This is a genomic window from Pseudomonas sp. SWI36 (assembly GCF_002948105.1).
GTDB lineage: Bacteria > Pseudomonadota > Gammaproteobacteria > Pseudomonadales > Pseudomonadaceae > Aquipseudomonas > Aquipseudomonas alloputida.
This window is the reverse complement of the sequence record NZ_CP026675.1, coordinates 4,788,724-4,801,732: the sequence shown is the minus strand read 5'-3', so window position 1 is coordinate 4,801,732 and position 13,009 is coordinate 4,788,724. Positions and strand designations below refer to the sequence as shown.

Sequence of the window (13,009 nt, the reverse complement as noted above, 5' to 3'; positions counted from 1 at the left end):
GAACCACATCGTAGCAAACGAGGGCTGTCTAAATAAATCGACTATGAATGCGACTGAGCCAAGAACAATTCCCAGCCTACGCAACTAATCACCACTATAAAAGCCCTTGGATACGCGAACTGAATGGCGAAGTAATCACCACATCAACATTTACGTAGGCATATTTTTTAATACTATCAAGTCTATTATCCAACTCTTCCAAGCTGGCTGCGCACGCACGACAATGGAACGGATAGTCACCGCCAACTGTATCAAAATGCGTAACATTCTTCATCTGCACTAGCATATTATAAACATTTTCCCTCTCACCTGCTTCTGGACGGATTCGTAAGATGGCTTCAACACCGAACCCCAGTGCCGCAATAGAAACATCCAGTGAAAACCTCCTAACCACACCATTAGTCAAAAGCCTACTTACTCTATTCTTACACGCATGTGATGATAACCCAACAATTTTGGAAAGCGCTTTGAGCTTAACATTACTATCAACAGACAGAGCCTTTATGATTAGCCGATCAATGGAGTCGACAGCAGCAGGTGAATTACTCATTGACAGCTGCTCAATTTTTAATATCCATTAGAGTCGTCTTAACTGAAGTGCACTCATCAAAAGCACGCATAGATTTATCTCGACCATGCCCTGACTGTTTTATACCGCCAAAAGGCGTCGTTAAATCGCATGTATTGTAGCAGTTAACATATACAACTCCAGCCCGCAATTTTTTTGCAATCTGATGAGCTTCAGAAAGCTTATCACACCAAACTCCTGCCCCGAGACCATAGGACGTATCATTGGCGACAGCGACCGCTTCAGTGGCACTGTCTACAGTTATTATTGATAAGACAGGCCCAAAAACTTCCTCCCTAACTATCTCCATGTCGTTCGATACATTGTCAAAAATCGTTGGCACAATATAAGATCCGCCAGTTTCCACAAATGCACGCTGCCCCCCTGTGATAAGTTGAGCACCACTTGTAACAGCCCGTTCTATGTAACCCATCACTCGATCAGCGTGGCGAGCATCAACCACTGCTCCTACACGAGTGGCAGGTGACAGCGGGTCCGCTGGCTGCATCATTTCGGCAACCTTCATCACTGCATCAACAACTCGCGAATGTACAGAACGCTCCACGATCAATCTTGAGGGTGCGATGCAAGTTTGCACCTGATTGCTGAACATCCTTTCTGCAACTATTGAAGCCGCCTTCTCGATATCCGAGTACGACGAAAGAATAATTGATGGACTCTTTCCACCCAACTCCAAGCTAACTTTCTTAAGATTACTTCTGGCGGTATACTCCATCAACAAACGGCCAGTTGCCGTAGATCCTGTAAAGAGTATTCCGTCAACATCATTATGCAAGGCTAGAGCTTTTCCCGCAGTACGCCCTAACCCCGGCACCACATTCAAGACCCCTTTAGGAACCCCGGCTTCAATCGCTAATTGAGCCAATCGAATGGCTGTCAGTGGTGACTGTTCAGCAGGCTTAAGGATTACCGAATTTCCCATTGCTAATGCTGGAGCGACTTTCCAAGCAGCCGTAAGTAAAGGGTAATTCCAGGGCACAATGGCCCCGACAACGCCTAGAGGCTCCCTCGTAATCATTCCCAAGTGTCCATCTGAGGTAGGTGCGATGTCCTCGTAGAGTTTGTCTATGGCTTCTGCGTACCATTGGAAGCACTGCGCGACGGCGGGGATATCAACGTTCCATGAAGAAGAAATTGGTTTTCCCATATCCATGGTTTCTAAAAGGGCTAGCTCGTCTTTGCGGGCAAGCACCAGATTCGCCAGTTTGTTTAAAATCTGTTTACGCATGATGAGAGGCATTCCGGCCCATCGCCTGTCTTCAAATGCAGTTCTAGCGCTTGCAACTGCAAGATCTACGTCCGCAGATTTCCCTGACGCGATACGGGCCAAAAACCGCCCATCAATAGGTGAGTAACAATCGAAAACCCCTCCGTCAAGGGCTTCAACAAACCTACCATTTATGAAACAACGACCTTCATACGGCTGCTGTCGCGCCTTATCATGCCAATACTGTGCATAAATCGGATGCCTAGCAAGTGCGTCCATGGTTTTCCCTTAATGGAGAGGAGCTGGATACGCCACCGAAGCCGTGGCTAACGGTGGCGCAGGCACAAGTCAACGCATAGCATCCAAAATCGCATCAAACCGTTTCGGTGCCTTTATTTTCATAACTATCCCACCAAGACTTCCTATAAGAAACGCAACTGCCAGGGCTACAATAATCAGTGTGTTTACCAAGCTCCCTTCCGAACCTGTGAGGGCTGACAAGTTCATCAGGGCTATATAAAGAAAGCCGCTAAGCGCCACAAATGCGAGACCTGGCGCAAATTTTGTTTTCCAAGCGCTTCCCAAGCCCTGGTGCCGTGCGAAATACAGAATTACCGACAAGCAAGCCAACACAACGATCATCATATAACCGAGCGTGCCAGCTGCGGCGCCAGTAGCATAGACTTCGGTTGCTGGGTCAAGACCGAGTAAAACTGCCGCTGCAATCAGAATAATTGACACGATAGTTTGAACAGCCGAGGCAACATATGGAGAGCAATGCACATCATGGACCCTAGCTAACTGTGCCATAAGAACACCACAAGAGCCCAACACGTACTTGTAGCGCGCTACGATGTTATGAATTGATATCACGACGGCAAAAAGACTTGTAATCAGGAGGAGTTGAGCTGCGTCCTTTGCGACATGACCTAAGTAAGTGGACACCAAATCAAGATACATGCCTTCAGGATTATGCGTCGCCACATCAACTACTTTATCCAGACCAATACCCGTTACAACACAGTAAAAGGAGACGCAATAGAGCAATGAGATAAACCCCACAGCGATATAGGTTGCTTTCGGAATAGAGCGCTCTGGATCAACCGCCTCCTCTCTATAAACAACTGTTGACTCAAACCCAATGAATCCGAAAATTGTAAATAGCAAGCCAAGGCCAGGTGATCCGGACAGTACCTCAGACACAGAAAATGGCTCGATCGAAAAACCACCGTGTGCCGTATTAATAATTACGGACAAATCGACAAACATAATAACTAAAATCTCCAACACCAAAGCCACACCAAGAACTTTGGCACTGAGCTCCACATTCCTATAGCCAAGAAACCCAACAAAACCGATGACCATTACAGTGAAGACCCACCATGGAACATGCATATCAGTCAACGATGAAAATGTATTGCTAAGTACGATCCCCAGATAGGCTTCAAGCGCTATCAAAACGAGTGTATATGAAAATACAGCCAGAGAAGCTGCACCCAAGCCAAATACTCGCCCCATTCCTTTCAGAATGTAAGCATAAAAAGCTCCTGCATTGTCGATGTATTTAGACATCGCAACGAATCCAACCGAAAACAGCAGCATGACAAAACCAACTGTTAAGGCATCAACCGGAGCCGCAATACCATTACCAAAACTAATAACGAGAGGACTTATACCAGCCATTACCGTTAGTGGTGCTGCAGTGGCAACCACCATCATTGCGATTCCGATAGGCCCCAAGTTCCCTTTCAGCTGTTTATTTCCGGGATCTTCAGAGCGCTCAACATTTGGTGAAGTCATTTCTTATTCTCCGTTAACGATATACGTAACATTCTTCACACATTTACGGAATTGTGAGTTGAGGCATCCTTACCCAATAGCGCGGTCGCTCGCGGCCCGAGGAATCACAAGGTGCTGCAGCCAGTTTATTAATTCAAGCGGCCGGTACTCAAACAGTGTCATGTCAACTCCGCAGCAAAGCTGATTCAAGCGAGGAGAATCTAATTCATGATTATAGCCTTCAATTAATGCTGCAATTTCCTCAACATTTTTAAGACTATCGAACGTCCCATCTGCAACTAGCGACTTTGCGCTTTCACGAAGGTATCCAGCTTGGTCCCTTCCCAAAAGTTCAGGATGGTATTGAACACCCCAGAATATCGACTTATCGAACTTGATTTCAGCAGCTTGTATGAACTTTCCATTTCGAGCCGTAACAACTGCACCTTGAGGCAACTCAATCACCTCATCGGAATGAAAGGAAAACTCATCGAATCGCAGGTTACGGCTCTTATGCATTGGGTGTTTCGTTCCGGCATCCGTGAGCTGGATACCAGCAGCGAATGGCGTCTCACATATCCCATAGTCTGCCCGGTTAGGACCCACCCGGCCTCCAGCAGCTGCAGCGGCGAGTTGTAACCCCCAACAAATACCGAAAAGCGGTACGCCGGACGCGAAAGCTTTACGCGCAAAATCCAACTGCCTGGCAGTACTCGGCTGCCCATCATAAATGTGTGAATTTGATCCGGTGAAGAGTATGCCGTCGTACAAATGCAAAGGGAGCGTTCGCACAGGATCAGGGTCCGCCGGAAATACGATTTCGATCACTATGTCATTGTCCATAGCCAAGAGCAGCCCAGCTATATGCTCGCTTGGGGTACACCCGGTGTACTCAGTGAACGACGCCCTATCTTCCCTGGTATTACCGTCACAAATCAAAACTCGGATAATCACCACGAACCCTGCCCCTCACTGTCAGGAAATTTTGATGGCCAATTCGGGACAGTTAGCGCAGGCTTTCTTTACGCTATCCTGTAGCTCTGACGGGACATCTTCAAAACCAGGCTTTACTTTTGCATAACCCTCGTCATCGATTTCAAATACTTCCGGAGCAAAATAAACACAACGTGCATGACCTTGGCAGCGAGCTTCATCAACTTGAACTTTCATAGTTAACCCCTCATCAAAAAGCGAGTTTCAGCGGACCGACCCCATGCCATTTTTCACTAGGGTCTGCAGGGCGAAACTCAGGTACGGCTCGCAGGAACTCTTCGATCCCTACAACGAGCTCACGACGGCCCAGGTTTGAACCCAGGCAACGATGGATACCACCGCCAAAAGCCAAATGACGATTTTCTTGGCGCCCGATATCAATCTTGTCTGGATCCGGGAAGATTTCTTCGTCACGATTGCCCGCGCCAAAGACCAACATGACGCGGTCACCTTCCTTGATCTCTTGACCTCTGATCACGGTGTCCTTCAGGCAGGTTCGCCCCATCACTTGAACTGGAGACAATGTACGGAGAAACTCTTCACAGGCCATGGGGATCAACTCGGGATTTTCACGAAGTTTGCGCTGATCCTCAACGTTATTTGCGAGGTGCCACAAACCGGCTCGAATGGACCATGCCGTAGTATCGAGTCCTGCCAGGAAAAGCAGATAACAATAGCGAAGAAGTTCGTCGCGGGTCAGTGGACGCCCATCCAACTTAGCCTTGCAGAGATAGTCCATCAGGGTCTGATTTTCACCTGGATCTTCCCATTTATCGAGAAGGTCCCCGAAGTATGCAAAGACATCTCTGCATGCTTGCTGAGCAACTTCAGGTTTTTCTACCCGCTCATAAATAATGTCATCGACCCATTTATCGAACTTTGGCCAGTCACTTTCTGGATAGCCAGCTAGACGACTAAAGATGATAGTCGGCAATGGTCGAGAATATTGATACGAGGCGTCAGCACCGCTACCTTTCTTAGCAAATTCTTCAGCCAAGCTTCGAGCAGTATCTCGAATTGGTTGCTCTAGTTTTTTGAGTTCTTGTGGAGTAAACAAAGGCAGCAAGATTCGCCGATAGGCTGTATGTTCTGGCGGATCAATGTCGATTGGAGGCAGCTGAATTCCTTCAGATACGGAAGGGACCATCATCGACGGGGCAACAGAGAATGCCTGAGGATCTTGCTCTGCGGCAAAGATATCGTCACTTTTGGTCAAAAACCAGAAACCGCCATAGTGCTTGCTGCGTCCAACTGGGCAACCGTTACGCAACGCTGCGTACGTATCAAAAATATTGTCTAGTGCTTCGCCATGAAAATCAAAATTTTCAGCAATTTTATTTACGTCGCTCATCCCATCATTCCTCGCTACTCTTTAGCCGCCGCCCAGATCGACGACGGCAGATATTTCCTAACTTAAATAATGCTCAGATACCGCTTAAGCTCCCAGTCAGTAATAAACGCCGCGTTCTGCCTGAGCTCCCATTTCTTCATTTGTACATAGTGATCAACAAATTCCGGGGTAAACATCTCACGTGCCGTCTCGCTCTGACTAAAGAGCCGCGCCGCCTCTTCCAGAGAAGTCGCAAGTGGATCTGCTTTCTCAGCGCTGACGTGATAAGCATTACCTAGGATCGGTTCATTCGGGTTTAGCTGTTTCTGTATGCCTTCCAGACCCGATAAAAGAATTGCCGCAACCACCAGGTGCGGATTTGTGTCAGCTCCTGGAATGCGGTTTTCGACACGTGCTGCACTACCTGCAGAAGTGATTGCGCGATGTGAGACGGTTCGATTATCGAACCCCCATGAAGCATTTCCGCCCGCCCAAGATGCACCCGCAGTACGCTTATAAGAATTGAGGGTGGGAAGAAAAATGGCGGACATTTCTCTTGCATGGCTGACCATGCCTGCCAAGAAATGCTTCCCAAGAGCCGAAAGTTGGCCTGGATCTTCTGGGTTTGCAAACAGCGACTCGCCGTTACCGTCTGCCAGGCTCATATGTACATGGCCTGAAGACCCTGCCCATTCTGCATTTGGCTTTGCCATGAAGGTAGCAACCAAGCCATGCTTAGCTGCAATCTCTTTGATGCCGTTTTTCACGAAAATCGCATCATCGGCTGCTTGGAGTGCATCGCCATATTTGATGTTGACTTCGTATTGTCCTGGTCCATGCTCGCTGTTTGTTGCCTCCAGCTGTATGCCCGCTTCGCGCATAAACTGGCGAACTTCACCCATGACATCGGAAGAACTCGAGTAATGAAGCATACTATAGCAGTGCCCACTTTTTCGGGCTGGCGCGATATTTTGCCAATTATTATCTGCAATATCATCAGCGCTGCCTTCAATTAGATAAAACTCAAACTCATAAGCCGCAAAGCACTGGTAGCCCATGTTTTTTGCTTTAGCAATCGAACGCTTTAAAATGCCCCGCGGGCAGAGAAATAACGGCTTGCCGGCAGTTGTATAAAAATCACAAATCACTGAAGCAGTTCTAGCCTGCCAAGGCACAAGAGATAGGGTACTGAGGTCTGGAATAAAACAAATATCAGGATAGCCTGAGTCCCACCCTGTATAAGACAGGCCATCAACCAACGTGTCAGTTACATCCCATCCAAACAATACGTTTGAAGCCTGAGTTCCGGTAACGGCGACTCGTTCCAGAAAATACTCAGCTCCAACTTGCTTACCTCGCCAGACACCATCAATATCAACGGCTCCAACCCGAATCGTATCGATGTTATTTCGTTCAATAAACTCACGGACTTTCAGGAGATCTTTATTGTTGTCTTTGTTCATTTTGCATGTCCTGTTCAGATTCCGACTGAGCACTAGCACAACTCAGCTATTAGTTTTCTACCTCAACCATGATGCCTTGGGTGATCACTCAGGATTTTTCCAATCTTTTGCGACCCCTTCGGGCTACCTATCACTTCCCCTCTACCAGGTAGAGGTTCTTCAAAGAACTGTCGAGCTTCAATCAGATCTGAACTATCACTCGACATATCCACGTAGTGAATTGCCTCTACCGGACATACGGACTCGCAAGCCCCGCATTCAGTACATTCGTCCGGCTGAATCCATAGCCGGCTGTTCGCTTCATAGATGCAATCTACTGGACATACGTCGACGCAAGCTTGATCACGACTTTGTATACAAGCATCTGTAATTACATAAGGCATTTAGCTCACCTCATTTGTACTATGGCCAGGTAAAACCGACATTTCAGGAGAAATCGCAGCTGCAGCATGGTTCACAGCGATAGCTGCCTCTCCAAACCCAACAGCAATCAACCGAACCTTGCCTGGATACTCACTTACATCGCCAACAGCGTATATGCGTGGCATATTGGTTTCCATATCCTCTTTAACAGGAATCCTGAAACCATCGATATTGATTTTCCACTCAGCAATTGGGCCCAGATCCGAATGAAACCCAAGCGCAACAATAAACTTGTCAAAAGAAATAATTTCTTTACTTTCATTGTTAGCACCCGTGATTTCCAAGAACTCGAGTCCTTGCTCCTCGTGGTAAGCGACAACCTCGCCTGGGGCGATGACTCGCACACCTTTTTTGTACATCTCCTTGACACTCGCCTCGTGAGCTCGGAAGCGTGCGCGACGATGTATAACGGTGACTGACTTAGCTCTTTCTGCCGCCGCATTTGCCCAGTCGACAGCACTATCACCACCGCCCGCGATGACTACGTGTTTGTTGTCTAACGCTGAGAGCTCTGAAATGAAATGCATTACGTTTGAAGAGTGAACACCCTCCAATGCAGGTAGAGAGCGCGGCGTGCATTTTCCTAGTCCGGCGGCAAGTACAACTGCCTTTGTATGGTAAGTCTCACCGAGGTCGGTCTGGAGTACATAGCCATCACCTTCCGCTACCAGATCGACAACCAGTTCACCGAGATGCAGTTCATATTCTTGCCGCCGCGACTGCTCAAGCAGATTCGAAATGAAATCACTGCCTTTGATGGCAGGGAAACCCGCTACATCATGGATCAGCTTTTCAGGGTACATGGTTGCCACCTGCCCACCAACCTGGGGCAACCCGTCGAACAAGGCCGTTTTAAGGCCCCTGAAACCCGCGTAGTAGGCGGCATACAACCCAATCGGGCCCGCGCCCACAATCACTAGATCGAATTCCTTGGAGTTGCTCATAATCCGGCCACCCTTTTTGTCGTTGTTTTGTGTATCCTATTTGGAAACATGTTTCACGACAAGACTTTTTTGCCGGCTTTGTAGCATATTTTTTTTCCCTCCAATAATCAGTCAGTTAGCCCACATCGCCGTATTTTTGCCAGCTCTAGCACAGCAATCCCCATGCGAATACCTCTCATTTGCGCATGGTATCGACCGTTTCTACTGACCCATTGCTCCGCAAAGCGCGTGTTGACAGAACACACCAGGTTCTATAAAAAGAAACATGTTTCCACACTGGAAACACCAATAGCTCAACTCCGGCATCCCTGGATCATCTGAGCTTGTGAATGCAGAACAACAATCAAGCGGGAGTGGACATGGTTAACTACGATTTCTTTGGCAAAGTGGCAGTTGTGACTGGAGCAGGTGGCGGTATGGGTTTGGCTCTGTCAAAAAAAATGCTCGAGGCAGGCGCCTCGGTACTAGCAATTGACGTCAAAGACATGCCTGAAGAGCTGGCCAGCTTTGACAAGGTCCTGTTTGCAAAAGGCGACTTGACCGACCCACGCTTCGTCAACGAAGCAGTTGAAAATGCTTATCATCGATTCGGCCGCATTGATTACCTGGCCAACGTCGCAGGTGTACTGTGGTTCGGTAAGGATGTGTCGCTGCTTGATATCGATTTGGATGTCTGGGATCAGGTCATGGACATCGATTTGAAAACCCTGGTGCATACGATCCGAGCGACTGTTCCCTACATGCGGAAATCAGGCGGCGGCTCAATGGTGCACTTCTCCACTGTCCAATGCTTGCGTGGCGACACCGCTCCTCAAGACGCATATGCAGCCTCTAAAGCTGGTATCCCAGCGATCTCCAAATCAATTGCAATGCAGTTAGCCGCTGAAGGGATTCGCTCCAATACTATTTATCCAGGTATCACCCATACCCCTATGCAGGCACGCTGGGATTCACCTGAGAAGCTCAAGAACGCAGCTGACTATGTCCCCATGGGTAGGGTCGGTGAAGCCGCCGACATGGCGAATGCAGCTATGTTCTTGCTATCTGACGCATCGGCTTACATCACTGGCACAGACTTGATTGTCGATGGCGGTCTTATGCTCAAGTATTAAAAGGTACTTGTTCGGCCGTCAAGGCGCGGATTGACTGGGCGGGGGCTGAAGCAGCCCCCGTCTTTTTGTAACATTTTAATTTAAAAAATTTTATTTTTTATCAATACGTTAGCATTTGAGTATGACTGCTCGGTCACTGTTCAGTAATCCACACCTCCCCTCTAGCCTGCACCGTTTCGATGCAATTTGCCCGCTGCATTCGATGCTTGACGCATGGGGCGACAATCGAGTTTCCTAAATGGAATAATTTGTAGATTTAGGAAATCCTGTGCTATAAAGCTCACATTTCAGCGATTTTCGCTAGGCATAATTGAGTAGGAACATTAAGGTGTCTATTGTCAACCAGATCCGTGAACAGCGTAACCTGCGAGGCATGAGCCTTCGTTCATTGGCTCGAGAACTCGGTATTTCAGCTTCGCAAATGTCCAAAATTGAGACAGGTAAAACTAAGCTTACCGTAAGCGTCGCACTTCGGATTGCCGACATTCTCAAAGTCCCTGCATCGAATTTTCTATCATCAAGCAAACCGAAAGCAACCGGCAGGCGTACTATTACTCGAAACAACTCCGCCGAAGTACAGTCCACTCAAGGCATGCGACTTGAAAGCCTCTGTGCCGACTTCAAAGAGTATCACAATCTTTACTGGAAGGTCACAATCACCGCCAAATCTTTTGAAGAAGTTGGTGGTTGGCGTCAGCATCCAGGTCAAGAGTTCATTTTCGTAATTAGAGGTAAACTCCAACTGCTGAGCGAGTATTACGACCCAATTATTTTGAACGAGGGTGAGAGCGTTCTGTTTGACTCAGAGCAGCCCCATGCGTACGTAGCCCCGGAAGGGACCGTGGACGTGCTAATGATCAATAGCATGGTTTAATCCAGACGTCTGAGAGTTTTGTGCTTGACAATAAAAAAAGCGGAATCAATAAATTGACCCCGCTTCTGACAACATTGCGTTAGCTTACTTAAACTCTGATGCGGAACGTATAATTGCTTTAGCAAGTACTGCAGACATCGATTCCAACTTGGCTTTCGTATCAATTAGGTCGTTGCGCACCTCAATGTACGCGTTTGCGACCCCGATTGATAAACCATGCCGATCGAGCGTAAACCAATCACTGTCCTTGAAGCTATATGGTTGGTTTTCATCGACACGATAGACATCCTGCTCTGCGATTTTTTGGAGTAGATTAGCAGGGAATGCTTCACTATCACGCCACATCACGCCAACTTCGCACGAGCGAAATTTATTATACCAGACCGGCGTGAATGAATGAATGGAAACGGCTACTTTAGCCTTTGATAAAGTGCCCTCCATCCAACTTGCAATCGCGCGCTCTAAAGGCCTGCGCGCGATATCTTCACGAAGCTTTCTATCACGCTCAGTTATATTTATGTTAGCCGGAATCGGGATGCCGCCCACATCTAACCTAATGCAGTCGGGATCATCAAACTTCCTATTGTAATCCAAATACAAGCGTGAATAATTTGCAACAACTGCAGTCGCGCCTAATCGCCTGGCAACACTCAGCGTCAGTTCTTTCGAACCTAAATCTTGTCCATAATGCGTGGCAAATAAAGCCTCAGGCAAACCTAAGTTATTCCAAGCAGACGGTACCGCGCTACCACCGTGTTCGCAGATCAGGACAATTTCCGCATTTGCGCCTCCTGGAATTATTTCTACCGCAGCATCAACATAGCGCGCGAGTATGTTGGGCTCTAAAGCATCAATACTCATGACAGCTTTCTCACGTGGAAAGACTTAGCATCCATCACTCCTAACAGCCCCTCTTTACCATTTCCTCGTCCGATACCCGAGTTTTTCAGCCCGCCCCAAGGCAAATAAAGGTCTGCATGATCGCAACGGTTTACAAACACTGTTCCTGCGTCAACTTTATCAGCAATGCGCAATCCACTTTCCTGATCACGCGTCCAGATTCCAGCCGTCAAGCCAAACTGACTGTCGTTCATGAGACGAATAGCTTCGTCATCATTGGCAACGACTTGAACGCAAGCGATTGGACCAAATGTTTCCTCTCGCATTACTTCCATGTGAGAAGTGACACCCGTAAGGAGAGTCGGCCGCACGTAAGCAGATTGGTCTGCTACATCCAGGTCAAGCATGGGGCTCTCAAAAGATGCAGCGCCCATCTGCACTGCTTGTTTAATCTGATTTTTGATAAACTCAGCCGCCGAAGCTTTTACAACAGGTCCGACAGTTGCTCTGGCGTCATTTGGGTTTCCGATCTGATATTTGAGCATTTCGTTGCGGAAACACTCGATGAAATCGTTTTGAATATTGCTATCCACATAGATCCGCTCAACCGAACAGCATGACTGGCCTGCATTTGAGAAACAACCATCCGCTAGCTCAGCCACAGCAAGCTCAATATCTGCGTCCTTACGAACATAAGCCGGATCCTTGCCACCCAATTCCAGATGGACATGAGTCAGTGTTCCTGCAGCTGCAGCATGAACTGAAAGCCCACCGCTAACAGAGCCAATAAAGTTAACTCCTTTCGCTCGCCCGGACTTGATGATGCTATCGACTTGGCGATGTTCAAGTTCGAGAACCTGCAGAACGCCAGCCGGTCCATTAATAGCTTTATAGGCCTCTCTGACTATACGCCCTACTTGAGTCGTTTGAGCAGCATGCTTCAAGATAACTGTATTGCCACCCAAGATTGGCGTTACGATCAACCAAGGTAACAATCCTACAGGATAGTTCCAGGGGGCAATCGAAAGATGTACGCCTTGTCCATACCGTCTCACGAATCGGGTCACTTGCTCGTCACTTGGGTATCGCTCGTCCAAGAGTTCTTCAAGAGCCTCGATCTGCGCCAAAGTCACATTCTTAAATCTAGGCGCTTCGTTAGCTTGACCGGCTGGCCGCCCGATCGATACACATACAGCCTTGGCCAGCTCATCCGACCGCCGAATCAGCTCATCTGCCAGCGCAATTACCAGGTCTGCTCGTTCGCGCTTGGAGGAGAATCGCCAAGACTGGAATGCTTCCTCTGCCGAATTTAAGGCTGCAGCTACCTCGGTGTCATTAGCAGTGTTACCTGACAGAAAAGGCATTCCATCGATAGGCGAAACGATTTTGTAACTAGACATAGGATTTCCTCATTTTGTTTTTGTTTGTACATTGAAAATCGTAGACATCCATCAA

Annotated in this window: 13 protein-coding genes; 2 read left to right on the top strand and 11 right to left on the bottom strand. The window is 47.9% G+C overall.

Annotation, left to right across the window (positions count from 1 at the left end; all coding sequences use genetic code 11):
- Positions 1-94: 94 nt before the first annotated feature.
- The 9 genes from C4Q27_RS22990 to C4Q27_RS22950 all read right to left on the bottom strand — a co-directional run bounded on the left by C4Q27_RS22990 (position 95) and on the right by C4Q27_RS22950 (position 8,728).
- Complete coding sequence (locus tag C4Q27_RS22990) at positions 95-550, bottom strand: Lrp/AsnC family transcriptional regulator (RefSeq protein ID WP_103469103.1); 456 nt, start codon at positions 548-550, stop codon at positions 95-97.
- A gap of 10 nt (positions 551-560) precedes the next feature.
- Positions 561-2,075: an aldehyde dehydrogenase gene (locus tag C4Q27_RS22985; protein WP_104887397.1), complete on the bottom strand. Its 1,515-nt coding sequence runs from the start codon at positions 2,073-2,075 to the stop codon at positions 561-563.
- Between the two features lie 69 nt (positions 2,076-2,144).
- Positions 2,145-3,596 carry an APC family permease gene (locus C4Q27_RS22980; protein WP_103469105.1) on the bottom strand — a complete coding sequence of 484 codons (1,452 nt, stop codon included), beginning with the start codon at positions 3,594-3,596 and terminating at the stop codon, positions 2,145-2,147.
- A 69-nt stretch (positions 3,597-3,665) separates the two neighbouring features.
- Entirely contained in the window at positions 3,666-4,403 is a 738-nt protein-coding gene (locus C4Q27_RS22975; protein WP_158664648.1) for a gamma-glutamyl-gamma-aminobutyrate hydrolase family protein, read from the bottom strand.
- Positions 4,404-4,550: 147 nt separating this feature from the next.
- A complete protein-coding gene (locus tag C4Q27_RS22970) occupies positions 4,551-4,745 on the bottom strand; it encodes a ferredoxin (RefSeq protein WP_103469107.1) in 195 nt (64 codons plus the stop codon).
- Positions 4,746-4,758: 13 nt separating this feature from the next.
- Positions 4,759-5,919: a cytochrome P450 gene (locus C4Q27_RS22965; RefSeq protein WP_103469108.1), complete on the bottom strand. Its 1,161-nt coding sequence runs from the start codon at positions 5,917-5,919 to the stop codon at positions 4,759-4,761.
- Positions 5,920-5,981: 62 nt separating this feature from the next.
- On the bottom strand, positions 5,982-7,361 hold the full coding sequence (locus C4Q27_RS22960) for a glutamine synthetase family protein (RefSeq protein WP_103469109.1): 1,380 nt from the start codon (positions 7,359-7,361) through the stop codon (positions 5,982-5,984).
- A gap of 62 nt (positions 7,362-7,423) precedes the next feature.
- A complete protein-coding gene (locus C4Q27_RS30090; protein ID WP_103469110.1) occupies positions 7,424-7,744 on the bottom strand; it encodes a ferredoxin family protein in 321 nt (106 codons plus the stop codon).
- A complete protein-coding gene (locus C4Q27_RS22950; protein ID WP_103469111.1) occupies positions 7,745-8,728 on the bottom strand; it encodes an NAD(P)/FAD-dependent oxidoreductase in 984 nt (327 codons plus the stop codon).
- 359 nt (positions 8,729-9,087) lie between these two features.
- Here C4Q27_RS22950 and C4Q27_RS22945 point away from each other — a divergent pair, with 359 nt between their 5' ends.
- On the top strand, positions 9,088-9,840 hold the full coding sequence (locus tag C4Q27_RS22945; protein ID WP_103469473.1) for an SDR family NAD(P)-dependent oxidoreductase: 753 nt from the start codon (positions 9,088-9,090) through the stop codon (positions 9,838-9,840).
- Positions 9,841-10,168: 328 nt separating this feature from the next.
- Complete coding sequence (locus tag C4Q27_RS22940; protein ID WP_104887395.1) at positions 10,169-10,714, top strand: helix-turn-helix domain-containing protein; 546 nt, start codon at positions 10,169-10,171, stop codon at positions 10,712-10,714.
- Positions 10,715-10,798: 84 nt separating this feature from the next.
- Here C4Q27_RS22940 and C4Q27_RS22935 read toward each other — a convergent pair whose 3' ends face one another.
- Both C4Q27_RS22935 and C4Q27_RS22930 read right to left on the bottom strand, forming a co-directional pair.
- Positions 10,799-11,575: an N-formylglutamate amidohydrolase gene (locus C4Q27_RS22935; RefSeq protein ID WP_103469113.1), complete on the bottom strand. Its 777-nt coding sequence runs from the start codon at positions 11,573-11,575 to the stop codon at positions 10,799-10,801.
- A complete protein-coding gene (locus C4Q27_RS22930) occupies positions 11,572-12,954 on the bottom strand; it encodes an aldehyde dehydrogenase family protein (protein ID WP_103469114.1) in 1,383 nt (460 codons plus the stop codon). The genes C4Q27_RS22935 and C4Q27_RS22930 overlap by 4 nt, the downstream gene beginning before the upstream one ends.
- Positions 12,955-13,009: the final 55 nt, after the last annotated feature.